The sequence below is a fragment of the Nocardia sp. CA-120079 genome, from assembly GCF_050955745.1.
In the GTDB taxonomy this organism is placed as follows: Bacteria; Actinomycetota; Actinomycetes; order Mycobacteriales; family Mycobacteriaceae; genus Nocardia.
On sequence record NZ_CP192088.1, the window covers coordinates 5,469,512 to 5,492,290 of the forward strand.

23 protein-coding genes are annotated in these 22,779 nt (G+C 66.2%); 15 read left to right on the forward strand and 8 right to left on the reverse strand.

The window, feature by feature from the left end:
* Position 1: 1 nt before the first annotated feature.
* Entirely contained in the window at positions 2 to 1,195 is a 1,194-nt protein-coding gene (gene mftD / locus ACQPYR_RS25175; RefSeq protein ID WP_433621416.1) for a pre-mycofactocin synthase MftD, read from the reverse strand.
* Complete coding sequence (gene mftE, locus ACQPYR_RS25180; protein ID WP_433621417.1) at positions 1,192 to 1,920, reverse strand: mycofactocin biosynthesis peptidyl-dipeptidase MftE; 729 nt, start codon at positions 1,918 to 1,920, stop codon at positions 1,192 to 1,194. The genes mftD and mftE overlap by 4 nt, the downstream gene beginning before the upstream one ends.
* Before the next feature lie 67 nt (positions 1,921 to 1,987).
* Here mftE and mftR point away from each other — a divergent pair, with 67 nt between their 5' ends.
* The 7 genes from mftR to ACQPYR_RS25215 all read left to right on the forward strand — a co-directional run bounded on the left by mftR (position 1,988) and on the right by ACQPYR_RS25215 (position 7,886).
* Positions 1,988 to 2,605: a mycofactocin system transcriptional regulator gene (gene mftR / locus ACQPYR_RS25185; RefSeq protein ID WP_387292937.1), complete on the forward strand. Its 618-nt coding sequence runs from the start codon at positions 1,988 to 1,990 to the stop codon at positions 2,603 to 2,605.
* A gap of 108 nt (positions 2,606 to 2,713) precedes the next feature.
* Positions 2,714 to 3,622 carry an STAS domain-containing protein gene (locus tag ACQPYR_RS25190; protein ID WP_357475561.1) on the forward strand — a complete coding sequence of 303 codons (909 nt, stop codon included), beginning with the start codon at positions 2,714 to 2,716 and terminating at the stop codon, positions 3,620 to 3,622.
* Positions 3,623 to 3,634: 12 nt separating this feature from the next.
* Entirely contained in the window at positions 3,635 to 4,024 is a 390-nt protein-coding gene (locus ACQPYR_RS25195; protein WP_387292935.1) for an STAS domain-containing protein, read from the forward strand.
* On the forward strand, positions 4,002 to 4,427 hold the full coding sequence (locus ACQPYR_RS25200) for an ATP-binding protein (RefSeq protein WP_357475559.1): 426 nt from the start codon (positions 4,002 to 4,004) through the stop codon (positions 4,425 to 4,427). The genes ACQPYR_RS25195 and ACQPYR_RS25200 overlap by 23 nt, the downstream gene beginning before the upstream one ends.
* Positions 4,420 to 5,058 carry a SpoIIE family protein phosphatase gene (locus ACQPYR_RS25205; protein ID WP_433621418.1) on the forward strand — a complete coding sequence of 213 codons (639 nt, stop codon included), beginning with the start codon at positions 4,420 to 4,422 and terminating at the stop codon, positions 5,056 to 5,058. The genes ACQPYR_RS25200 and ACQPYR_RS25205 overlap by 8 nt, the downstream gene beginning before the upstream one ends.
* A gap of 85 nt (positions 5,059 to 5,143) precedes the next feature.
* The gene (locus tag ACQPYR_RS25210; RefSeq protein ID WP_433621419.1) at positions 5,144 to 7,468 is read left to right on the forward strand and encodes a SpoIIE family protein phosphatase; all 2,325 of its coding nucleotides are present in this window, start codon (positions 5,144 to 5,146) and stop codon (positions 7,466 to 7,468) included.
* Positions 7,469 to 7,553: 85 nt separating this feature from the next.
* Entirely contained in the window at positions 7,554 to 7,886 is a 333-nt protein-coding gene (locus ACQPYR_RS25215) for an STAS domain-containing protein (protein WP_063037258.1), read from the forward strand.
* A 231-nt stretch (positions 7,887 to 8,117) separates the two neighbouring features.
* Here the strand turns inward: ACQPYR_RS25215 and ACQPYR_RS25220 are convergent, their stop codons facing one another.
* Positions 8,118 to 9,158 carry an LLM class F420-dependent oxidoreductase gene (locus ACQPYR_RS25220; RefSeq protein ID WP_433621421.1) on the reverse strand — a complete coding sequence of 347 codons (1,041 nt, stop codon included), beginning with the start codon at positions 9,156 to 9,158 and terminating at the stop codon, positions 8,118 to 8,120.
* Positions 9,159 to 9,275: 117 nt separating this feature from the next.
* Between ACQPYR_RS25220 and ACQPYR_RS25225 the strand changes: the two genes are divergently transcribed.
* The 3 genes from ACQPYR_RS25225 (at position 9,276) to ACQPYR_RS25235 (ending at position 12,387) form a co-directional block, all read left to right on the forward strand.
* Positions 9,276 to 9,908: a cyclodeaminase/cyclohydrolase family protein gene (locus ACQPYR_RS25225; RefSeq protein ID WP_433621422.1), complete on the forward strand. Its 633-nt coding sequence runs from the start codon at positions 9,276 to 9,278 to the stop codon at positions 9,906 to 9,908.
* A gap of 165 nt (positions 9,909 to 10,073) precedes the next feature.
* A complete protein-coding gene (locus ACQPYR_RS25230) occupies positions 10,074 to 10,826 on the forward strand; it encodes a L,D-transpeptidase (protein WP_433621423.1) in 753 nt (250 codons plus the stop codon).
* A 133-nt stretch (positions 10,827 to 10,959) separates the two neighbouring features.
* A complete protein-coding gene (locus tag ACQPYR_RS25235; RefSeq protein WP_433621424.1) occupies positions 10,960 to 12,387 on the forward strand; it encodes a hypothetical protein in 1,428 nt (475 codons plus the stop codon).
* Between the two features lie 3 nt (positions 12,388 to 12,390).
* Here ACQPYR_RS25235 and ACQPYR_RS25240 read toward each other — a convergent pair whose 3' ends face one another.
* The gene (locus ACQPYR_RS25240) at positions 12,391 to 13,299 is read right to left on the reverse strand and encodes an NADP-dependent oxidoreductase (RefSeq protein WP_433621425.1); all 909 of its coding nucleotides are present in this window, start codon (positions 13,297 to 13,299) and stop codon (positions 12,391 to 12,393) included.
* 67 nt (positions 13,300 to 13,366) lie between these two features.
* Here ACQPYR_RS25240 and ACQPYR_RS25245 point away from each other — a divergent pair, with 67 nt between their 5' ends.
* On the forward strand, positions 13,367 to 13,783 hold the full coding sequence (locus ACQPYR_RS25245; protein ID WP_433621426.1) for a winged helix-turn-helix transcriptional regulator: 417 nt from the start codon (positions 13,367 to 13,369) through the stop codon (positions 13,781 to 13,783).
* Positions 13,784 to 13,788: 5 nt separating this feature from the next.
* On the opposite strand, the gene ACQPYR_RS25250 is transcribed toward ACQPYR_RS25245, so the two are convergent.
* Positions 13,789 to 15,549, reverse strand: a complete 1,761-nt coding sequence (locus ACQPYR_RS25250) for an ABC transporter ATP-binding protein (protein ID WP_433621427.1) — start codon at positions 15,547 to 15,549, stop codon at positions 13,789 to 13,791.
* 82 nt (positions 15,550 to 15,631) lie between these two features.
* Between ACQPYR_RS25250 and ACQPYR_RS25255 the strand changes: the two genes are divergently transcribed.
* Positions 15,632 to 16,114, forward strand: coding sequence for a MarR family winged helix-turn-helix transcriptional regulator (locus ACQPYR_RS25255; protein ID WP_433621428.1), 483 nt, complete (start codon positions 15,632 to 15,634; stop codon positions 16,112 to 16,114).
* 490 nt (positions 16,115 to 16,604) lie between these two features.
* On the opposite strand, the gene ACQPYR_RS25260 is transcribed toward ACQPYR_RS25255, so the two are convergent.
* Positions 16,605 to 17,459, reverse strand: coding sequence for a bifunctional 5,10-methylenetetrahydrofolate dehydrogenase/5,10-methenyltetrahydrofolate cyclohydrolase (locus ACQPYR_RS25260; RefSeq protein ID WP_433621429.1), 855 nt, complete (start codon positions 17,457 to 17,459; stop codon positions 16,605 to 16,607).
* Between the two features lie 205 nt (positions 17,460 to 17,664).
* Here ACQPYR_RS25260 and ACQPYR_RS25265 point away from each other — a divergent pair, with 205 nt between their 5' ends.
* A complete protein-coding gene (locus ACQPYR_RS25265; protein ID WP_433621430.1) occupies positions 17,665 to 18,537 on the forward strand; it encodes an ElyC/SanA/YdcF family protein in 873 nt (290 codons plus the stop codon).
* Positions 18,538 to 18,631: 94 nt separating this feature from the next.
* Entirely contained in the window at positions 18,632 to 19,432 is an 801-nt protein-coding gene (locus ACQPYR_RS25270) for a putative protein N(5)-glutamine methyltransferase (RefSeq protein WP_433621431.1), read from the forward strand.
* A 40-nt stretch (positions 19,433 to 19,472) separates the two neighbouring features.
* On the opposite strand, the gene ACQPYR_RS25275 is transcribed toward ACQPYR_RS25270, so the two are convergent.
* Complete coding sequence (locus ACQPYR_RS25275; protein ID WP_433621432.1) at positions 19,473 to 20,303, reverse strand: SDR family oxidoreductase; 831 nt, start codon at positions 20,301 to 20,303, stop codon at positions 19,473 to 19,475.
* 43 nt (positions 20,304 to 20,346) lie between these two features.
* On the reverse strand, positions 20,347 to 21,918 hold the full coding sequence (locus ACQPYR_RS25280; RefSeq protein WP_433621433.1) for a succinic semialdehyde dehydrogenase: 1,572 nt from the start codon (positions 21,916 to 21,918) through the stop codon (positions 20,347 to 20,349).
* Between the two features lie 164 nt (positions 21,919 to 22,082).
* Here ACQPYR_RS25280 and ACQPYR_RS25285 point away from each other — a divergent pair, with 164 nt between their 5' ends.
* Complete coding sequence (locus ACQPYR_RS25285; protein ID WP_433621434.1) at positions 22,083 to 22,778, forward strand: TetR/AcrR family transcriptional regulator; 696 nt, start codon at positions 22,083 to 22,085, stop codon at positions 22,776 to 22,778.
* Position 22,779 lies beyond the last annotated feature (1 nt).

Genomic DNA, 22,779 nt, shown 5'->3' on the forward strand with positions numbered 1-22,779 from the left:
GTCAAGCCGACCGCACGGCCGGGTCCGGCACTCCCAATGCCCGCTCGAACCCGTCCGGCACCACCAGATCGCCCCGATCGAGATCGCCGATGCTGGTCTTGCGCAGTCCCAGCAGCGCCGAATCGATACCGCCACGCAGAATGTCGAGCACATTCTCGACACCGGCCTGCCCGTTCGCGGCGAGGCCCCACAGGTAGGCCCGCCCGATCATGACCGCGCGAGCTCCCAGCGCGACCGCCTTCACCACATCACTACCGCGGCGGATGCCGCCGTCGAGCACCACCTCGATCTGTGATCCGACCGCGTCGGCCACCACCGGCAATGCCCGAATCGCGGCAGGCGTACCGTCCAGATTGTTCCCGCCGTGATTGGACACCGAGATGGCCGCGACACCGGCATCGACCGCGCGCAAGGCATCATCGACGCGCATCACGCCCTTGAGCATGACCGGCCCGTCCCACTGTTCGCAGATCCACGCCACATCCGCCCAATCCGGTGCGGGAGTGCCCATCCACTCTCCGTAGGCACCGAAGAAGCCGGGCGCCGGACCGCCGCCGACGGCCATATTCGGTGCGGTGAGATCCGGAATACGGCCGGAGCGAACATAAGTCGCGAGCCAGCGCGGCCGCGCCAGGGTCTGCGGCGCGAATGTCAGCATGGTCTTGAAATCCAGTTTCTCCGGGATCACCGGGCTGCCCCAGTCGCGCCCGTGTGAGAAGGACCAGTCCAGGGTGAGGATCAGACCGACCGCGCCCGCCGCCTTGGCGCGCGACATCCGCTGCAGGATCTCATCTTTCGAACCGCACCAGTACAGCTGGAAGAATGTCGCCGGATTCGCCGCGATGACCTCCTCGATGGGCTTGCTCGCGAAGGAACTGAGCCCCATCGCGATCCCGCGTGCCGCCGCCGCGCGGGCCACGGCCACTTCGCCGTCCGGGTGCACCGCCTGCACGCCGGTCGGTGAGATCAGCACCGGCATCGAGAGCTGCTGTCCCAGTACGGTTGTCGACTGGTCACGATCGCCGATCGGGCCCGCGCAGTGCGGTGCGAAGCCGAGTTCGGTGAAGGCCTGCTGATTTTCGTCGATGGTCTGTCCGCGCTCGGATCCGGCGATCAGTGCGCCGTACACCGACTTCGGCAGTCGTTTCTTTGCCCGCCGCTGCGCCTCGGCAACGGTCTCGAACCAGGGGTTCACGTGAGGGATCCTTTCGGGGAAGCCACCGGCCACCACAGCCGGATCTGTTCATGCAGGTCAGTGGTCAGTTGGGTGAGCAGTGCAGTGCCTTCGTCGGCATTGGCGCCCGTTGGGTCGCCGAGCACACCGTTGGCGCTCACCGCGCGCACACCCCCGGTGCGCAGCAGCGGCAAGAGCTCGGCGAGCGGCCTCGTATCACCTGCGACGGCGAGTTCGGTCCGCACCGCATCCGGGCGCAGCGCCAATTGCATCGAGGTCTCGGCGCGGCCCGCATGCGGATCACCCGGATAGCGCGGCATGAACACCCGCACGTCCCGGGATTCGGCACGCAGCAACGCCTCCGCTTTGCGCAGGGGCTCCAGATTGCCGCCGTGCCCGTTGACGAGCACTATGCGGTCGAAAGTATCTGTGGCCGAACGGCACAACTCGACGATCAGCAACTCCAGCGCGGCCTGTCCGATGGACAGCGTGCCCGCGAAACCCGCGTGCTCACCGCTGGCGCCATACGGGATCGCCGGTGCGATGAGCACATCCGACCGCAACTCGGCCAGCCGCACGCACAACGCCACCGCGATATCGGTGTCGGTGGACAGCGGCAGATGCGGTCCGTGCTGTTCGGTAGCTCCCACCGGCACGGCAAGCATCGCGCCCGCAGCCGCGCGCGCCCCGGCCTCCGGCCAGGTCAGTCGTGCGGCCACGGTGTGTTCCGCGACACTTTCCACCATGCCGCGAGATTATCGTCAGTCACTGACATAATCAAGATCCGGCGATCGACGCCCATAATCGACAACCGTGACAGATGCCAAGGTGCGGGGCCGCCCACGCGGCACAACCAAGCGCGAACTCGAACTGATCGCCATGCGACTGTTCACCGAACAGGGCTTCGACGAAACCACCGTCGAGCAGATCGCCGCGGCCGCGGGTATCAGCGGGCGCACCTTCTTCCGTTACTTCCCCACCAAGGCGGAAGTGCTCTGGTATCAGTTCGACGCCGAGGTCGAGGCGCTGCGCGCGGCCTTCGCCACCGTGCCCGACGAGGTCCCGATGATGACGGCTGTACGCCGAGTTGTGGTGAACGCCAACCGATATCGCGCCGAAGACGTGCCCGAACTACGCGTTCGGATGCAGCTCGTCGGCGGCGATCCAGCACTGGCCGCCACCGCGGGCGCGCACTACGACGCCTGGGAGCGGGCGGTGAGCGCGTTCGCCGCGCGCCGACTCGGCGTACCGCAGGACAACCTGGTCGCACTGGCGGTCGGCCGCACGACCCTGGCCGCGGCGCGCGCTGCCTTCGATGCCTGGCTGACCCGCGCCGATGCCGACCTCACGGTCTATCTCGACGAGGCACTCGCGGCGCTGGCACGCGGATTCGCGCCGCCGAGCGAGGATGCGGATCTACCATCGAGCTAACGGCAGGTTTCACCGGCGACCGGGATGGGGTATGACTAGGCTCGGTATCGGCGCGCAGCCGAATGCACGACTATCCCGACAATCCCGTCGAAAGGGGCTGGAATTTCCATGTCCGAGGTGTCCATGAGCCTTTCGGCGGATTCCCTGCCCGTAGGACCGGTCGACAACCTGCTTCCGCAGCTGGTCGAACACCTGCGGCAGAACCGAACCGGGCTGCGTGAAGAGTGGGCAAGGCGCATCACCGAGGCCCAGCTGCTGACCGCGATGACCCCGGAGGAAATCTTCTCCGAGGCGACCTCCATGTACGACAACTACGTCGAGGTGCTCGTGACCGGTAGCGTCGAGGCGCTGCAGGCCTACGCACGCGATCTGTCCGAGCGCATTATTCCGAGAGGCGTCGACACCGACGAGGTCCTCGGCATCGTGCTGCTCCTGCGTGACGTGCTGGCCCGCTCGTTGTTCGAGAAATACCAGGCCGATTTCGAATTACTGAACGCGGTACTGGATGCCTACGAGCCCGCCGCGAACCGCATCGCGAGCACCGTGGCCATCTCGTTCGTGCAGGAACGCGAGCGGGTCATCCGCCAGCAGCAGGAAGCCATTCGCGAGCTGTCCACCCCGGTGCTACAGGTGCGTGAACAGCTGCTCATCCTGCCGATCATCGGCGTGCTCGACTCGCAGCGTGCCCGTCAGCTCACCGAACAGCTACTGCGCGCCATCCGCGCCAATCGCGCGAAGGTGGTCGTCATCGACATCACCGGTGTGCCCGAAATCGACTCCACGGTGGCCAACCACCTGGTGCAGACCGTCGACGCATCAGGCCTGATGGGCGCCAATGTGATCATCACCGGCCTGTCCTCCGAGATCGCCCTCACCCTGGTGACCATCGGCCTCGATCTGTCCAAGATGAACGCGGTCGGCGACCTCCAGGGAGGTATCGAAGAGGCCGAACGCTTACTCGGCTACGAGGTGACCCGAGTCACGGATCGAATGCTCACCGAGCGCGATGGGCGCTGATCGGGCCCACCTATGCCGGTTCCGATCCTCAAACAAGGCACCTTTTTAATCGCGTCGGTCCAGTCAGCCTTGACCGACGCGGATACCGAGCGTCTCCAGGACGACCTGATGAAGCAGGTCAGCAGATACCGAGCACACGGGATCATCGTGGACGTCACCGCGATCGATGTGATGGATTCGTTCGCGGCGAGATCGCTCCGTACCATCGCGCACATGACGCAGCTCCGCGGTGCCGAAACGGTCATCGTCGGATTACAGCCCGAAGTCGCGTTCGCCATGGTGCAGCTGGGCCTCACCTTCGAGGGCATGCACACCGCCCTCGACCTGGAAGAGGGCTTGGCCTGGCTGAACCGCAAGACTCCGGCCCGCCGCCAGCGAGATGGTCGTGACAGTGGCCGCTGAGAACTTGGTGATCGCGATCAAGGTGTCGGGTGACATCGTGATCGCACGTCAAGCCGGACGTGAGCTGGCGGCCAAGCTCGGTTTTTCTCTGACAGATATGACCATGATCTCGACGGCCATCTCCGAGATCGCCCGCAACATAACCAGTTATGCGGGCAGTGGTGAAATACGTTTGCTGGTCGATGACCGGGAGGGCCGCCAAGCCCTGGTCGTCCAGGCCTCGGACCGAGGGCCCGGCATCCGCGATATCGCCCGCGCACTCGACGACGGGTACTCCACCGGCCGTGGTCTCGGACTCGGCCTACCCGGCGCCCGCCGGCTGATGGACCGGCTCACCGTCGAATCCCCACCCGGACGCGGCACGTTGGTGGAGATGTGGAAGTGGGTACCCAACGGTGCATGAGGACGGGATCATCGGCCGGATCGAATGGGCGGTGGCCGGCCGTGCCCTGCCCGGTCAGCGAGTCTCCGGTGATCGCGGCGTGGTCCTCGACGCGGGCGGCGGCGCGGTGCTCTTCGCCGTCCTGGACGGGCTGGGCCACGGTGCGGCGGCCGCGGACGCCGCTGATCGCGCAGCGCAGGTGCTCTCGGAGAACCGCGCCGAACCGCTGGACGTGCTGATGGTGCTGTGTCATCGGGCCATGGCCGATACTCGAGGTGCGGCAGTGTCTTTGGCGCTGTTCGGCGCATCCGATACCGTGCACTGGCTGGGCGTCGGCAATGTCGATTGCCGGATTCTGACGGCGGGTCCGGTCGGGCTCGCCATGCGCGCGACGGTCCTGATGACCGGTGGCATTGTCGGCTATCGGCTACCGCAGAACCTACAGGTGCAGACCGTTCCGGTACGTCCGGGCGATCTGCTGCTGATGTCGACCGACGGCATCGTCACCGAATCCGCTGACAGCGGCATCGATCCGTCCAAATCCACCGCCGAGATCACCGCCGAAATCCTGGCCAGGCATGCCAAGGACACCGACGACGCATTGGTGCTCGCGGCCCGCCACCGAGGCGGCGTACTGGAGGCATCAGCGTGAACGGCGGAATGCAGCGGAGCGAGCGAACAAAAGGCGCAGCCGCCATCGCGGTCATGGCGGAGCCGAGCGCCGGCGAGGCGGAGACATGAGCGCGGCATTGGCCGCATTTCTCGACGCCTACTCGGATGCGTTACGGCGGCATCTGAACTCACCGACGCAGGCAAGTCTCGGTGAGGGCTACGAACTCGGGCGCCGCGCCCTCATCGAGGGCATCAGCCTGCTCGATCTCACCGAAAACCATTACCGCGTTGTACAAGCCGCGGAATCGAGCACCGCGGACGCCAAACACGCCGAGACCGCACTGGAATTCCTGCTGCAGACTCTCGCTGCCCTGGACATCGCCACCCGCGGCTATATCGATGGCACCCGTCGCGCCGAACAACAGCGTTCGCGCATCGACGATCTCGCGGGACGCGACGCCTTCCGCACCGCCCTGGTGGAGTCGCTGCAGGACGGCTTCTTCGTGGCCGACGCGCGGGGCACCATCATCGAGGTCAACTCCGCCTTCGGCGCGCTGACCGGATACGGCGCGTCGGAACTTCCGTTCCCGCTGCCGCATCCGTGGTCGACACCGGAGGGGCCGCGCTATCCCGATCTCGGTAGCGAGGCACAGCGTTTCGTGATTCCGGTCAAACATCGCGACGGCCGCACGGTCTGGCTCGCGGTGAGCACCAGCGCGATGGTCGAACCGGAGAAGTACGAGCAGATCTTCGTCGGCACCATCCGCGATGTCACCGCCGAACACGATGCACAGGCCCGCGATCAGGCCGCGTCGCGACTGGCCACCGCGGTCGGTGCGGCGACGAGCGTGGTCGAGGTGCTCGCCGTCGGGCTGGACGAACTGCGACGCACCGTCGGCGCGGAAACCGCGGTGGTGATGGTCTGGCCCAACCGCAATACCGGACCGGAGACGTATGTCTCCGGAGCCGAGGGTGTTCCGGAGGGCTCGGTGCTCGATGCTCGTGCGCGGGCGCTACTGGATCGGGCTCGCCGCCGTCCGGCGCGCAGTCTGTTCGCGATTCCGGAGGGCATCGAGAGTTCCGAGGGCATCGTCGCACCGCTCGGTGAGACCGGTGATGCCGCACTGTGGCTGCGCTTCGCCGCGCCGCGCGCCATCAGCGCCGCCGACTGGACACTGTTCTCGCTGCTCATCGGACATCTGAGTCTGGCGGTGCAGCGAGCGCGCAACTTCGATCAGGCGCGCTCGACCTCGCTGACGCTGCAGCGCGCCATGCTCGGTCCGATCGAACTGCCGCCCCGGTTCTCGGTGCATTACGAGCCGGCGCTACCGCCCTTGGAGATCGGCGGCGACTGGTACGACGTGGTTCCGCTGCGCGACGGCACCATCGGCGTCGTGGTCGGCGATTGTGTCGGACGTGGTCTGTCCGCAGCCGTTGTGATGGGCCAATTGCGTACGGCCGCACGGGCTCTCCTGCTGCGCGGCGCGGGCCCGGCGCAGCTGCTCGCGGAGCTCGACACCGTCGCGGGACGGATTCCCGGCGCGATGTGCACGACGGTCTGCGCCGCGGTCCTCGACCCGGTGCGCGGACTGGTCCGCTACAGCAGCGCCGGACATATGCCGCCGATTCTGGCCGATGTCGGCCAGCCGGGCCGATTGCTCGAGGGCGGGCGTGCGGTGCCGCTGGCTACTTTCGATACGCCACGGCGTCCCGAGGCCACCACGGCGCTCACGCCGGGTTCGACGCTGGTGCTGTTCACCGACGGCCTGGTCGAACAGCGCGGCGTCGATATCGATGACAGTTTCGCGAAGATCTCGGGTGTGCTCGCCGATACCGCGGGCAAGCTGCCGCGTGAGGTCGCCGATGCCGTGCTCTCCCGGCTGCGTCCGGCCGCGGGCTACGACGATGACGTCGCCATGGTCGTGTACCGGCAACCTCCGGCACCGCTTCGGCTGGAGATTCCGGCCAATCCGGATCAGCTCTCGGCCATGCGCAAGCGGCTCAAGGCTTGGCTCGCCGCCGCCGCGGTACCGCACGATCTCGCCTCCGATCTGATCGCCGCGGCCAACGAGGCCTGTAGTAACAGCATCGAACATGCCTACCGCAACGGCGGCCCGGTCACCCGCGCGATCAGCTCCACGGCCGAACTGCTCGGCCGTGCGACCAGCGCCGCGGCGGCCACCACCGATCCTGGACTCGTCGAATTGACCGCCGAATGTGATACCCAAAAGGTCGTCATTCTGGTCGCCGACACCGGAACGTGGAAACCACGCTCCGCCGATCCGGGGCCGCGCGGACGCGGCATCGACATGATGCGGGCTTTGACGGAAGAATTGGAGATAGACCACAGCGGGCTGGGCACCCGCGTCCGCATGTCGGTAACGTTGCCCGCGATCAAATCCCCCGTAGCGAACCCACTGCGTGGCACGAACCGCCAGGTTTCTGGCTGAGGAATGCAGCGCGAAAGGCGGGTTCATGGCAGATTGTGATGATGTGACAAACAACTCCGGAGACGCGTATCCCCTGGCGGACACGATGACCACCACAGTCGAGGCACACGATGGCGCGACCGTGCTCACGGTTTCCGGCGAGGTCGATCTGGCGACCGCGCCAGCGCTGGAGAACACCATCGAGGCCATCCTCACCGGCAAACCGGCGGTCCTGATCATCGACCTGACCGGCGTCAGCTTCCTCGCCTCGGCGGGTATGGCGACCCTGGTCGCGGCGCATCAGCGGGCAGGCGACACGACGACCATCGTGGTGGTCGCGGACGGTCCGGCCACCAGCCGACAGCTCAAGATGACGAGTCTGGACCAGGTGTTCGCATTGCACACCACCCTGGCCGAGGCGCTGGCCGCACTCCGGTAGCGCGGCCTGATTTCAACCGGAACCTTTCCGATCCCGACCACCACGGAGCGAGTCTTACCAGCGACGTTCGCGGCCCGTCTCACGGCCGAGCGGTCGAAGCGCATGCGCCGAAGGCGCAAGTCTCGACTGCTCGGCCGCGGGGCCCCCCTTCGCCCGACCACCACGCCTCATCGAATCGCTACGCGATGCTGACATCCGGGCCGCGGACACGCTGCGCCGAAGACGCTGCAATTAGGCACAGAGTTCGCGCAGTTGCTCGATCAGCTTGACCCGCTCGGCCGGGGTCGCGGCCATCGGCACCACATTCAGCACCGTGACACCCGCCGCACGAAATGCGGCGATCCGCTCCTTCACGAATCCGGCCGGACCGACCAGCGAGATGTCCCGCACCAGATCGTCCGGGACCACCTTGACGGCCTCTTCCTTCTTGCCCGCCAGATACAGCTCCTGGATGCGGTCCGCCGCGGCGCCGTAGCCGTACTTGGTGGCCAGCGTGTGATAGAAGTTCTTGCCCTTGGCGCCCATGCCGCCGATATAGAGCGCCAGATGCGGTTTCACGAATTCCAGTAGCGGCGTGACATTCTCGCCGATGGCCAGCGCGGGCCCGGCGTAGACGTCCAGCTCGCCGAGGACCGGGTCACGCTTGGCCAGACCGGCGTCCAGCGATTCGCCCCAGATTTCCTTGGCTTTCTCCGGTACGAAGAAGATCGGCTGCCAGCCCTCGGCAATCTCCGCGGCCAGCTCCACATTCTTCGGGCCCAGCGCGGCCAGCAGCACCGGAATGCGTTCACGCACCGGATGATTGATCAGCTTGAGCGGCTTGCCCAGGCCGGTGCCCCGGTCGGCGGGCAGCGGGATCTGGTAGTACTTGCCCTGGTACTCCAGCCGCTCGCGACGCCATACCTTACGGCAGATCTCCACCAGTTCTCTGGTGCGTCCGATGGGTGCGTCATAGGGGACGCCGTGGAAGCCCTCGATCACCTGCGGTCCCGATGCGCCGAGGCCGAGTACATAGCGACCGTCGGAGACGAAGTCCAGGCCGGCGGCGGTCATGGCGGTCAGGCTGGGCGTGCGAGTGTAGATCTGCAGGATGCCCGAGGCCAGCTGCAGCCGAGTGGTCTTGGCCGCCAGATATCCGAGCGCGCTCACCGCGTCGAACGAGTAGGCCTCCGGCACGAACACGATGTCGAGTCCAGCCTTTTCGAGGTCGGCCACCTCGGCGGCCGCCTCTTTGAAGCCGCCCGAGTAGTTGATGCTCAATCCGATCCGCATAGCACTCAACCTAACCGCAGCTACGCACCGGCCGCGCACCGGCCACCCCGGCGCGAGCGGTACCGTATTCGCCGTAGTTCTCCACTGTCGTCGCAGGAAAACGAAAGGCCACCCGCCGTGTCGCAGCCCGCCTTCGCTGAGGCTACCCTCGCGCAGTACCTGACCGACCTGGCTGCGAAGGTACCCGCACCGGGTGGCGGCGCCGTCGCAGCGCTGCACGCCGCTCAGGGCGCCGCACTGGTCGCGATGGTCGCGCGCTACACCACCCGGGCCAAGGATGCCGAGCACCGGCCGGTCATCGACCGGATCATCGAGGCGGCCGATGCGGCCCGCGAGCGCGCACTGGCCCTGGCCGATGCCGATGCTGCGGCGTTCACTGCCGTCGGCAACGCCTACAAGTTGCCGAAGGATTCCTCCGAGCTGGCCGCCGCGCGCAGCGATGCCATTACCGCCGCGCTGCTCGAGGCCGCCCGAGTGCCCGCCGCGGTCGTCGACGAGGCCGACGAGGTGCTCTCACTGGCCGCCGAACTGCTGCCGATCGGCAATCCCAATGTGGTCACCGATATCGGCGCCGCCGCCGATGCGGCGCGGGCCGCGGCCACCAGCTCGCAGCTCAATATCGAGATCAACGTCCGCTCACTCAGCGCCGAACAGGGCGATAAGTTCGCCACGGTGCTGATCCGCATCGACGAGATCACCGCCCGCGCGGACGCACTGCACGCCGACGTATTGCACGCCGTGCGCGGATGAATTCGACCGAACGGTCGGATCGTTTGTTCGGTGTTATGCCGGGTATGTCGCCCCTATATTGAAAACTTGTGGACTCGGACGGCCGTTACAGAACCGGTACGTCGAGTTGATCATGAAGTCCTAGAATGGATTTCTGCGTCCCACACCAGCGTGAAGGGGTGGACCATGCGGAGCGCACTCAGATACCTGTTCCTCGCGACCACGGTCGTCGCCTTGGCGGCCTTCGGATCCGGAACGGCATTCGCCACTACAATTATCGAACCCAACGCCGACGCGGTCGCGACGATCGCCCCGTCGGCAGGCCGGGAAGTCGGCATCGCGGCACCGGTGACGATTCGATTCGCCAATCCGGTCGCCAACCGCGCCCGAGCCGAACGACTGGTCGATATCCGAGCCACCGACCCACTGCCAGGCGTTTTCTCCTGGGCGAGTGATCGTGAATTGACTTGGACGCCAACGAGTTTCCTACCGGCCCTGGCGCCGATCTCGGTACAGGTCGGTAACGCGCGCACGGAGTTCCGCACCAATGCGGGCGTGGTGGCCGACGCCGATATGTCGGCGCATACCTTCACCGTGAGCGTCGGCGGCGCCCTCGCGCGGTCGGTGCCCGCATCCATGGGCAAGCCCGGCTACGAGACACCGACAGGCACCTTCCCGGTGCTGGAAAAGTTCCGTTCGGTCGTCTTCGACTCGCGCACCATCGGGATCCCACTGAGCTCGCCCGAGGGCTACGTCATCAATGGCGAGTACGCCGAACGCCTCACGTGGGGTGGCGTTTTCGTGCACTCCGCACCGTGGTCGGTGGATTCGCAGGGCTATGCCAATGTCAGCCACGGCTGCATCAACCTGGCTCCCGATGATGCCGCCTGGTACTACCAGACCGTCGGCGTCGGCGATCCGGTCACCGTGCACTGGTGAGCCGTAAACAATCCGTTTTCCTTCGCGACACCTCCCCTCAATTTCATCACGGGCAGCAAACCTGGCAGTATCCTGCCGAGGTTGATACAACTGCGGGACACACGTGATCGTATGACCTGATGAAGGTGGGGCGATGGATCGACCGGATATGACCTCGCGGGCGAATTCAGGCCCGCAGCCGGGCGCTGCGCCACAACCGCCGCTCGGTGCGCCGAGGGCATACCAGCCTCCGACACCGCCGAACCCGTTCCACCGGATCGGCTGCACGGAGGACAACGCGCCGACCGGGCCGATTCCGCGGATCCCGATCGACGGCGCACCCGTCGACACCGGTCAACTACGCCGCGTGCCGATCGACCGCGCCGCAACACAATCCGGACCGCTGCCACGAGTTCCGGTCGACCGTGCGCCGACGAATACGGACCCGTTCCGGCGCATTCGCGGTCAACAAGTTGCCGGGGGCCAGGCTCCGAATCCCCAGGGCCCGAGGCAAACCGGGCCGATACCACGGATTCCGATCCAGGAAGGTCCCGCGCGTCAGCCCCTGGTTCCGCATGTCTCGGTGGGCCAGGCGCCGACTGTGCAGGACGGCGCGCAGGGCTCGCTGACGGTGCCGGAACCGATCCGTCAGGTGCCCGTCAACCGGAACCCGAGCCCTCCTGCGCCTGCCGTGCCGCGTCCGCATGCCTCGCAAGATCCGAATTGGTATGCGCCTGTTGCCCAGGAGATGGACCAGCGTGGGCCGGTTCAGCGAGACCCCGTGCGCCAGAACCCGATTCACCCAGGGGCTTTCGACACAGAACACACTCGGCAAGATCCGAACCACTACGCACCGGACCGATACGAGCACGACCTGGCGCGACACAACCCGATTCAGGCAGCGGACGGGGAATCCGCGCAGTATGAGCTCGACTATGGAAGCGACTGGTCCGAATGGGTCGAGGAACTTCCCGCGGAGTCGAAACCGCCTGCGCCGGACTACTTCCGGCATGAGGATGCCCTGGCTGCGATGATCGACCGGTCCGGTCGGAACCGCTCGAAGCGCCGGTGGATGCCGGTGCTGGTCGGGTCGGTCGCGGCCGCCGGACTACTCGTGGTGGCGTTCGTGCAGATTCGACCGGAACCGCAACCGGCGACGGTGGCCTCGTCCACGCCCAGCCAGGTCGCGGTCTCCGGATCCACATCCGCGGCACAGTGCCCGGCCGAGCGGGTCGGGGACACCATTACCGGCAACGGAGCGGGCGGGCTGGATTCCGGACCGGGTGTCATATTCGCGTTCCAGTACGCCTATTACGTCACTCGATCCGGTGTTGCGACCCGAGAGTTCGTGGCACCCAACGCATCCGTCTCCCCCGCCGGGACGATTCAACAGGGCATCGATGGCATTCCGGCCGGCACCACGCACTGCATCAGCATTACACCGGGAGCTTTCGTCGGCCAGTACCTGGTGCAGGTGACCGAGCATCGCCCCGATGCGACATCGATCACCTACAAACCCCAGGTCGTCACGACTGCGCGCGTGGGCAACCAGACCCTTATCACCGCAATCGGCGCGGCCTGACCCTCATATCGGCGAATTCCACGGCACCAGCACGATTTTCCCGCGGACGCGCCCGGATTCGCTCAGGTGATGGGCCTTGACCACCTCGGCCATCGGCAGCACCTGATCGATCTCCACATGCAACCGGCCCGCCTCGAACAGGGCGGCCAGCTCGCCCAGCTCGCGGCCGGACGGTTCGACATAGAGCCGCTCGTACCGCGGATCGTCCTGGGCATCATTGCCCTGCGCGTCGATCAGGCGACCGCCCGCGGCGAGCACCGGCAGCGAGCGCGATCCGTAGTCACCGCCGACGAGATCGAAAACGACATCGACATCACGCACCGCCTCCGCGAAATCGGTTGTCGTGTAATCGATCACCTCATCCGCGCCGATCTCCCGCAGGAATTCGTGGTTGGCGGCACGAGCCGTGCCGATCACATACGCGCCGCGGTCCTTGGCGATCTGCACCGCGAAATGTCCGACACCACCGGCCGCAGCATGTACCAGTACGCGTTGTCCGGCAACGACTTCGGTGAGCCCCTGCCAGGCGGTCAGCACCGCGGTCGGCACGGCGGCCGCGTGGATGTGATCCAGGATCGCCGGTTTCGGTGCGAGGATATCCGCCTGTGCCACAACGTATTCGGCATAGCCGCCGGACCTGCTGAGCACCATGCCGTAGACCTCGTCGCCGACCCGGAATTGCTCGACACCGGCGCCGACCGCATCGACGATCCCAGACACATCGAACCCAAGGGTGAACGGCGGATCCCCGAGTTTGCGCACCAGCCCGGACCGCAGCTTCCAGTCCGCCGCATTCATACCGGTGGCGGCGACTTGCACCACCACCTCGCCCGGTCGGGCGCTCGGCCGATCGACCTCGACAATTTCCAGGACCCCGGGACCACCGAATGTTTGTTGCGTGATTGCGAGCATGCCACCGATTCTGCGGTCCCTTAGTATCCAAGGGAAAGAAGGCACTTCAATGATCCCGAGGTACCCGATGGATACCATCGTCGACTGGTCCGGCTCCGACAACCTGGTCAAGAGCTATCTGACCAACTGCCCGGCGCGCGAAGTGCTGACGGTGCTCGCCGACAAATGGGTGCTGCTGGTCCTCGGCGTGCTGCGCATGGCGGGCGGGCCGGTGCGCTTCAACGATCTGCGCCGTCGGCTCGATGGCATCACCCAGAAGATGCTCACCCGCACCCTGCGCAACCTGGAGCGCGACGGACTGGTCCGCCGCGCCGTCTACCCCACCGTCCCGCCGCGCGTGGAGTACTCGCTGACCGATCTCGGGGCCAGCCTCGGCGAGCTCAGCCACGCGATGGGGGTCTGGTCCGTGCAGCACCACAGCGAAATACATACCGCCCGTGACGAATTCGACGCGCGTGCGGCAACCGACCCGGAACCCGTCTGAATGCGTCAGGCAGCTTGGAGGAGGTCGCCGCCGGAGGCCAGGGCGGCGTAGCGGCCATCGGAGCCCATGAGCTCGCGGTGGGTGCCGCGTTCGATGATCTGGCCGCGATCGAGTACGACGATCTGGTCGGCGTCGCGAATGGTGGAGAGCCGGTGCGCGATGGTGATGGTGGTCCGGCCTTCGGACAGCGCATCGATGGCGGCCTGCACCTCCTGCTCGGTGCGATTGTCCAGAGCACTGGTGGCCTCGTCGAGCACCAGGATCGGCGGATTGCGCAGGATCACCCGCGCCACCGCCAGGCGCTGCTTCTCGCCGCCGGAGAACCGATAGCCGCGCTCGCCGACCAGCGTGTCGTAGCCGTCGGGCAGGCTCGCGATATGGTCGTGGATCTGTGCGGCCCGCGCCGCGGCGTACAACTCCTCGTCGGTCGCATCGGGTTTGGCGAAGCGTAGATTGTCCGCGACCGATGCGTGGAACAGGTAGGTCTCCTGCGAGACCACACCGACGGCGGCGGCGAGATCGGCAAAGGACAAGTCCCGCACATCGATTCCGTCGATCTCGACCCGTCCGGATGTCACATCGTAGAGTCGCGCCACCAGGTAGCCGAGTGTGGTTTTGCCTGAACCGGTTTCGCCGACAATGGCCAGACTGGATCCGGCGGGCACGCAGATATCGATGTCCTGCAACACATCCCGTGTTCCGGATCCATAGCTGAAGCCGACGTGCTCGAAGCGGACCTCGCCCTTGACGCCCGAATCCGGTACCGGCACCGGCGCTATCGGTTCCTCGATATCCGGCCTCAGGTCCAGGTATTCGAAGATCCGGCTGAACAGCGACATGGAACTCTGCACCTCCACGCCGGTGTTCAGCAACTGCACCATCGGCCGCAGCAGGCTCGTCTGCAAGGTCGTGAAGGCAACCAAGGTGCCGATCGAGACCAGCGGATGTCCGGCTGCCACGGTCAATCCAGCCGCCCAGTAGACGATCGCGGGCATCGCCGCCATGACGATCTGAATCGTCGACTGCCGCCACCGTCCGGCCATGCCGGATCGGATCTCCAGGTCCACCAGCCCGCGTGACTCCCGCGCGAAATCGTCGACCAGCGCGGGCGAGCGGCCCATCGTGCGCCCGAGCAGAATGCCGCTCACCGAGAGCGATTCCTCCACGATCGCCGACATGCCCGCCAATTTCTGCTGCCGCTGCGCGGTGATCTTCCTGCGTTCGTCGCCGACGCGGCGGCTGATCCAGACGAAGAACGGCAGCATGATCAGCGAGACCAAGGTGAGCCGCCAGTCGAGGGCGATCATGGCGATCACCGAGGCGATCACCGTGGTGAAGTTCGAGACCAGTGAGGTCGCGGTCGAGGTGACCGTCGATTGCATGCCGCCGATATCGTTGGCGATCCGCGACTGCACTTCGCCGGTGCGGGTGGTCGTGAAGAACGACAACGGCATTCGCTGTAACTGCGCATACACCGTGGAGCGCAGATCGTGCATGACCTCTTGACCGACCGCGGTGGAAATATAGGTCTGGAGTACGCCGAAGATACTGGTGAGTGCGGCAACCGCGACCATGCCTGCGGCGAGGGCGGTCAGCAGACCGGTGCGGCCGTGCGGCAGGGCATCGTCGAGTATGCCGCGCAGCATGAACGGCGATGCCAGCGCGACCAGTGACGACAAACCGACGAGCGCGGCGACGAGTGCCAGGCGCGCGCGATAGGGGCGAAACAGCCGGACGATCCGGCGAAGTTGATGTGGGGGCTGCATAGGCGCCTCCTTTCCGAGGACTACGTCATGAAACTGAGCATGACTCATAATTGTTCCCAAAACAATGAGTTATCCTCAACAAATGGCTACCGCGCTCGATCCCGATCTCCCCGAGCTGTTCCTGCGCACCGCGAAACGCATCCGCCGCAACCAGGTCGCGCGGCTCGCTCCCCTGGGAATTACCCCAGGTCAGGCCCGCGCTCTCCGCATTTTCGGCCACCACGACGAGCCACTGCGGATGGCGGCAATCGCCGACCACCTCGGCATCGTGCCGCGATCGGCCACCACCGTCGTCGATGCGCTCGAAACCGCAAAGCTGGTCTCGCGCGCGCCCGACCCGACCAACCGCCGCTCGACCCTGGTGACGCTGACCGAGTCCGGCCGAGCCGCGCTCTCCCAGATGGCCGCTGCCCGCCGTGCGGCAGCCGAGGAGGTCTTCGCCGGCCTGAGCGCCGAGCAGCGCACAACGCTTCGTGAATTACTTGCGGCACTCGATTCGGAGGCCTCGGTCGGCGAATCCACTGGGACGAACATCTCGTTGACTTCCCCACGGCCCCGAGGCTGAATGGCACATGTTGGACTTGCCCGCCGGTCCGATTGCGAAGGTGCAGACCGGCATTGCCGCCGGAGCACGGACCTGCTTCCTGTTGCGCGGAGTGTTCGACGCCACCGAATGCGCCGAAATTATCGGTACGGCAACAGATTCGGGCTTCGCACCGACCGGCGCGCACTATCCGGAATCTTATCGCAACAATGACCGGCTGGTCCGCGACGACCCGGCTCCGGCGGATACGCTGTTCAGCAGGATCGCCGAATTCCTTCCCGCGCGGCTGCATATCGATGGCGCCCAGTGGCGGCTGGTCGGCCCTCCGCTGGCGATGAGGCTCGCCGCACTCCCGACGGCCGTTCGGCGAGCGCCTCATACGACGGAACCGTGCGATTGTGGCGGATCCGACCGTGAACCAACCACCGGCGTAACCATCAACCGGCTCTACCCGAAGCCGCCCTGTTCGCTTGGCTCGGCATCCGCTACTCGAGAATCCGAAACCGATAACTCAGGCGGAGTGGGTGTTTTCGGCAGCGGTTACTACGTGGCGCATGAGGAGGGCGGTGGTTACCGGGCCGATGCCGCCTGGCACGGGGCTGAGGGCGGCGGCCTTGCCGCGGACGGTTTCCGCGGCTACGTCGCCGACGATTTTGCCATCGGGAGCTTCGTTGGTGCCCACGTCGATGACGGTGGCGCCCTCGCGAATGTGCTTGCCGGTGACCAGGCCGATGCGGCCGGCGGCGGCTACCACGATATCGGCGGCGGAGGTGACGGCGGGGAGGTCGGTGGTGCGGGAATGGCAGATGGTGACGGTGGCGTTTTCGGCGAGCAGGAGTTGAGCAAGGGGCTTGCCGACGATATTGGAGCGGCCGACGACGGCGACATGCCGTCCGGCGAGCGGGATTTCGTGATGCTTCAGTAGTTCGACGACGGCCTCGGAGGTGGCGGGGACGAAGCCGTCGAGGCCGGAGGCGAGCAGGCCGAGCGAGAGCGGACTGACGCCGTCGACGTCCTTGCCTGCGGCGATGGCGGAGCTCACATCGTCGAGGGTGACACCGGCGGGCAGCGGGGTCTGCAGCATGATCGCGTCGACGGCGGTGTCCGCGCTGCGGGCGGTGAGTTCGTCGCGGATCCGCCTGATGCTCGCGTCGGCACCGAGTTCGATGGTGTCGCAGGCGATTCCGAGCCGTTCGGCAGCCTTGCGCAGCGAGTTCACGTACCACGCGCTGGCCGGATCGTCATTGGCCACGATCAGGGCGAGGCGCGGCGCGGTTCCGCTCGCGGTGAGCGCGGCGGCGCGCTGCTTGGTGTCGGCGTTGATGGCGGCGGCGAGTTCCTTGCCGGACAGCGAAACGGTATCCACGTTGTCACACCTTATCGGCTGCACCGCACGGCCGGTTTCGGCGGGCACCCCGCGCGCCGCCGGGTTTGCCAAGACGCCGGAAGCAACGCCTGGCAATTACCCGACTATGGCTGTTACCAGTCGTATCGTGGTTGTGCTTGCCCATGGCTAACTGTCAGCTTACCTACCGAAACCCCGTTTCACGCGTGGAAAGGTGTCGACTGTAGTGAAGAGCTCGAGGCATTGGAAACTATGGGTCGCGACCGCGTTCGCGGCCGCGACCATCACCGGACTATCGAGCGCACCCGCCATCGCGGCGCCGGAAACCGACGCCCACTACAACTCCGCCCAGCGCGCCTTCACCGACGGCGACGATGCCGCCGGCCGCGCCGAACTCCGACAGCTGATCGCCGCCGACCCGGCCGATGCCGAGGCCCTTTCGCTGCAGGCGATCTGGTCGCATTACGCCAATGATCTGCCCGCCATGGCCGATGCACTGGTCCGCCTCAATGCCGTCGACCCGGCAATGGCCCAGGGGACCAATAATGTGCTCGGCGCAATCGGCGCCGCGGTCGCCACCCTGCCGAATCCGCTGCCCTCGATCGTCGGACCGCAGACCGGCATCGTGGTGCTCGGCTACGGCCTGCTCCCCGACGGTTCGCTGCGCCCCGAACTGGTGAACCGGCTGACCGCGGCGTGGTTGCAGGCGGTGGCCTCACCACTTTCACCGATCGTCGTCACCGGCGGAAACCCACAGAACGGGATCACCGAGGCCGAGGCCATGCGGGCCTGGCTCGTCGGCAAGGGGCTGCCCGCATCCCGGATCAATGTCGAGGGCCGAGCCGGATCGACGGTGCAGAACGCACTGTTCAGCACCGAGATGCTGCGCAATCTCGGCGCGAACAGCGCGGTCGTGGTGACCTCGCCGAACCACATCCGGCGCGCGGTCGCCGACTTCATTGTCGCGGGCACTCAGGTGGTCGGCGCGACCACCTCACTCGAGCAGCTGGTATCGCAGTTGCCGCCGCCTGCCAGGCAGGCGCAGCGCGGCATCTACCTGGACGCGACGCGAACGTTCCAGCTCGCGACCGCACGCTGAACGCGATGGGCCCGAGCGTGCTGAAAATGGCATAACTCGCGCAAATGTGCACGCTCGGCCCCATCACACCCCGTCCACACGGCACGATATCCCGATGACACCAACCGAATATGTGGTCGCGCAACTGCGCGCGGCGGGCTGTGTATTCGCCGAGGACGAGGCGCAGCTGCTCATCGCCGCGGCGGCGGCGACCGGTGCCGATCTCAACGACTTGGTCGCACAGCGGGTTTCCGGAACACCGCTGGAATACCTGCTGGGCTGGACCGAATTCCACGGCATCCGTGTAGCGGTCGCGCCGGGGGTCTTCGTACCGCGCCAGCGCACCGCCTTCCTCGTCGACGAGGCCGCCGAACTCGCCCGCGCCATGCCCGGGCACGCTGTCGTCGTCGATATATGTTGTGGCTCAGGCGCATTGGGTCTCGCGCTGGCACACACTCTTGGCACCGAAGGCCGCCCGATAGAACTCGCCGCCACCGATATCGAACCCGCGGCGGTCGAATGCGCCCGCCGCAACCTCACCCTGATCGGCGCACCCGTCTACGCAGGCGACCTTTTCGAGCCGCTCCCCCGGGAATTGTGCGGCCGAATCAATATCCTGCTCGCCAACACCCCGTACGTGCCATCGGAGATGATCGCCAGGATGCCGCCGGAGGCACGCGATTACGAACCACGCACCGCCCTCGACGGCGGACCCGACGGCCTGGACATCTTCCGCCGCGTCGTCACCGCCGCCCGTACCTGGCTCGCGCCGGGCGGCCACCTGCTGGTCGAATCCACCGAGGCCCAGGCCAGGCCCTCGATCACCATCCTCGCCGCGCACGGCTTCACCGGCCGCATCGCCGAATCCGACGAGCTCTACTCCACCGTCGTCATCGGCACCAAGCCGGACATATGATTCAGATCACCGCGCGACGCCGACACACGTTCTGAGGCCGCTACTTCTTGTGACCGGTGAACTCGTCCATCGAGTGGTACACGCCAACCGAATTCAGGAACAGATCGCGCAGTTTGATCGGCAGCAGACCGGAGATCGCCTTGTTGAGCCGGGATGTCCACGGCAGGATCACCAGCGCAGTGCCCGATTTCATTTCGCGCCACGAGGTGTCGACGACATCGTCCTGTTCGAGAATCGGCGTGAACAGGAAACCCTTTGCGCCATCGAACATTCCGGTATTGATGTAGGTCGGACAGACCGTGGTGATCCGCACATGGTCGTGGCCCGCCTGTTCCAGCTCGATGCGCACCGAATCCGACCAGCCCAGCGCCGCCCACTTCGAGGCCGCGTACACGCTCATGCGCGGATTGGAAACCAGACCAGCCGATGACGCGATGGTCATCACGCGCGCCGTGCCCGCACCGCGCACCATCGCGGGCAGGAATTCGAGCGTGATGTACATCGGCGCAAGGGAATTGATCGCCATCGTTTTATCGATATCGGCGCGATCGGTGGTCTCCCAGAAGTAGCTGTTGCCGCGCACGATGCCCGCATTGTTGATCAGGATGTCGATATCGCCGACGTCGGCGCGCACCGCCGCCGCGGCCTCGCCGATGGCGTCCTGCGCGGACACATCGACCACATAGTGATGGATGGCGACGCCGCGACCGGACAACTCGACCGCGGTCTCCTTCAGCGCGGTTTCGTTGATATCCCACAGCACCACCGCGGCCGCACCCTCGCGCACCGCCCGCTCGGCGAACAGCTTGCCCAGGCCCATTGCCGCGCCCGTGACCAGGACCTTCTTATCGGCTACCGTGTCCAGTTTCATTCGTCCTCATCTTGATTTCGTCGCGAAATGGCTTTTGACGCAATTACTTTTGGCGCAGCGCCTTCATGACGCCGAAATACAGCGTCATGGTCTTGGCCCACAGTTCATCGGACATGCCGGGCAGTGGTGCGATCGGGAGCACCCGCTGCACCGCGATCGTCTGGGTGTCGATGTACTTCAACAAGCCCTCCGGACCGTGCCGACGCCCGGTACCCGAAATGCCGAGCCCACCCGATGGCGCGTCCGCACTGCCCCAGGCCGCGATGAAGCCCTCGTTCACATTCACCGAACCCGCATTGATGCGCGCGGCCACCCGACGACCTCGATCGACATCCTTGGTCCAGACACTCGCATTCAGGCCGTATGCGGTGTCGTTGGCCTGTTCGACCGCCTCGTCGTCGCTGCCGACCCGATAGATCGAAACCACCGGACCGAAGGTCTCCTCGCGATACACCGTCATCCCGGGCCGCACACCGGTCAGCACTGTCGGCTCGTAGAAGTACGGTCCGAGATCGGGACGCGCCTTACCGCCCGCCAGCACCTGCGCACCCTTCGCGACGGCATCGTCGACATGCGCACTGACGGTGTCCAATTGGCGCTGGAACGTCAAAGACCCCATATCACTGGCGTAATCGAGCGCACCGCCCAATTCGACCGTCCGCACATGCTCGATGAATTCGCCGACGAACTGGTCATAGACCTTGTCGTGCACATAGATTCGCTCCATCGACTCGCACAGCTGCCCCGCCGAGGCGAAGCAGGCCCGAATCGCGATCTTGGCCGCCCTGGAGACATCCGCATCGGCGAGCACCAGCAGCGGGTTCTTCCCGCCGAGTTCGAGCGAATAGCCGATCAGCCGCTCCCCGGCCTGCTGCGCGATGGTCCGGCCGGTCGCACTGGACCCGGTGTAGTCGACATAATCGGCGCGCGCGATCACCTCACCGCCGATCACCGAACCACGGCCGAGCACCGCCTGCCAGAGTCCGCGCGGCAGCCCGGCGCGCTCGGCGGCATCGATGGCCCACAGTGCGGTCAGTGCGGTCTGGTTGTCCGGCCGCGCGACCACGGCATTTCCGGCGACCAACGCGGGCAGGGCGTCGGAGACGGCCAGCGCCAGCGGATAGTTCCACGGCGAGATCACCGCGACCACGCCCTTGGGCCGAATCCGCACATCGACCTGGGTCAATACCGGCAGCACACCACGCGGCTTGCGGGTGGCCAACAGCTTGTTCGCGACCGACGCGTAGTACCTGGCATTGACCGCCACATCCCCGACCTCGTCGAACGCATGCGCTCGGGACTTTCCGGTCTCGGTCTGCACGATATCGAGGATGGTGTCTTGTTCGGCCAGCACGATGTCGTGGAATTTCCGGAGCACCGCGACCCGCTCACGGACCGAGCGCCGCGCCCATTCCCGCTGCGCGGTGCGCGCGGTCGCGAAGGCGGTCTCGATATCGCCGGTCGAGGACTGCGGCAGGTCCGCGATCTTGCGCCCGGTCGCGGGTGCGAAGACCTCGACCGCGGGGGCAGCGCCCGCGATCGCACGATCTAGCAGGGGTTGTACCAGGGCCGCGGGCAGGGCCGTCGGTTCGGTCAGCTGGCGGGCGGTCGTCATTGTCGGCCCTCTCCTGGGTCGGGCGTCTGTGCTGGACGAGACGGTAAGCCGGGATCGGCTATTTCCTGAACACTAGTGTTAGATTAATGCCGGTGCCGCGCCTCGTGTCAAGCTGTCAGGTGTGGCACACAGACGGGTCAGGCTTCGAGTTGTGAGGCATCACCATGTCCACTGACACTTCCCAGACGAACGGCGCGGCCCGCCGGGGCCGACCACCGCAGACCCAGGAGCAGGCCGAGGAGGTCCGCGCCCGCATCGTGCTCGCCACCGCGGCGGTATTCACCCGCGGCGGTTCGCGCGGACTCAGCGTCGCCCAGATCATCGAACAGGCCGGACTGGCCCGACCCACCTTCTACCGCTACTTCGGCAATGCCACCGAACCGCTGCACGTCGTGCTCGAGGCATCCAACGATGGCCTTGTCGACGGAATCCGCACGGCACTGACCGGTCCCGACGAGCCGGTCGAACTCGGCATTCGACTCATCGATGCCTATCTTGCCTGGGCCCGCGGCCACGGTGCGATGCTGCGGCCGTTGTTCGCCGAACTACACGATCCGGCCTCACCGGTATCGGCCTATCGCGAACGGGCACTCGACGATATCCGCGCGCTGGTGCGCGAAACGTTCACCGAATTGGGCCGCCCGGTCCCCTCACCGCTGGATCTCGATGCGGCCCTACATGTTTGCGAGTATGTGGTCTATCGCATTGCGGCGGGTACCGCGCCCGGCGCCGAGCCGGACGCGGAAACCGTTGCCGCCGGACGGCTCACCATGATCCGCGTGCTGCTCACCACGCTCGGTACCCGCGCCGATCTCGAATATGCCATGACACTGCCGGGTATCTTCCCGCCCGCGGAGTGAA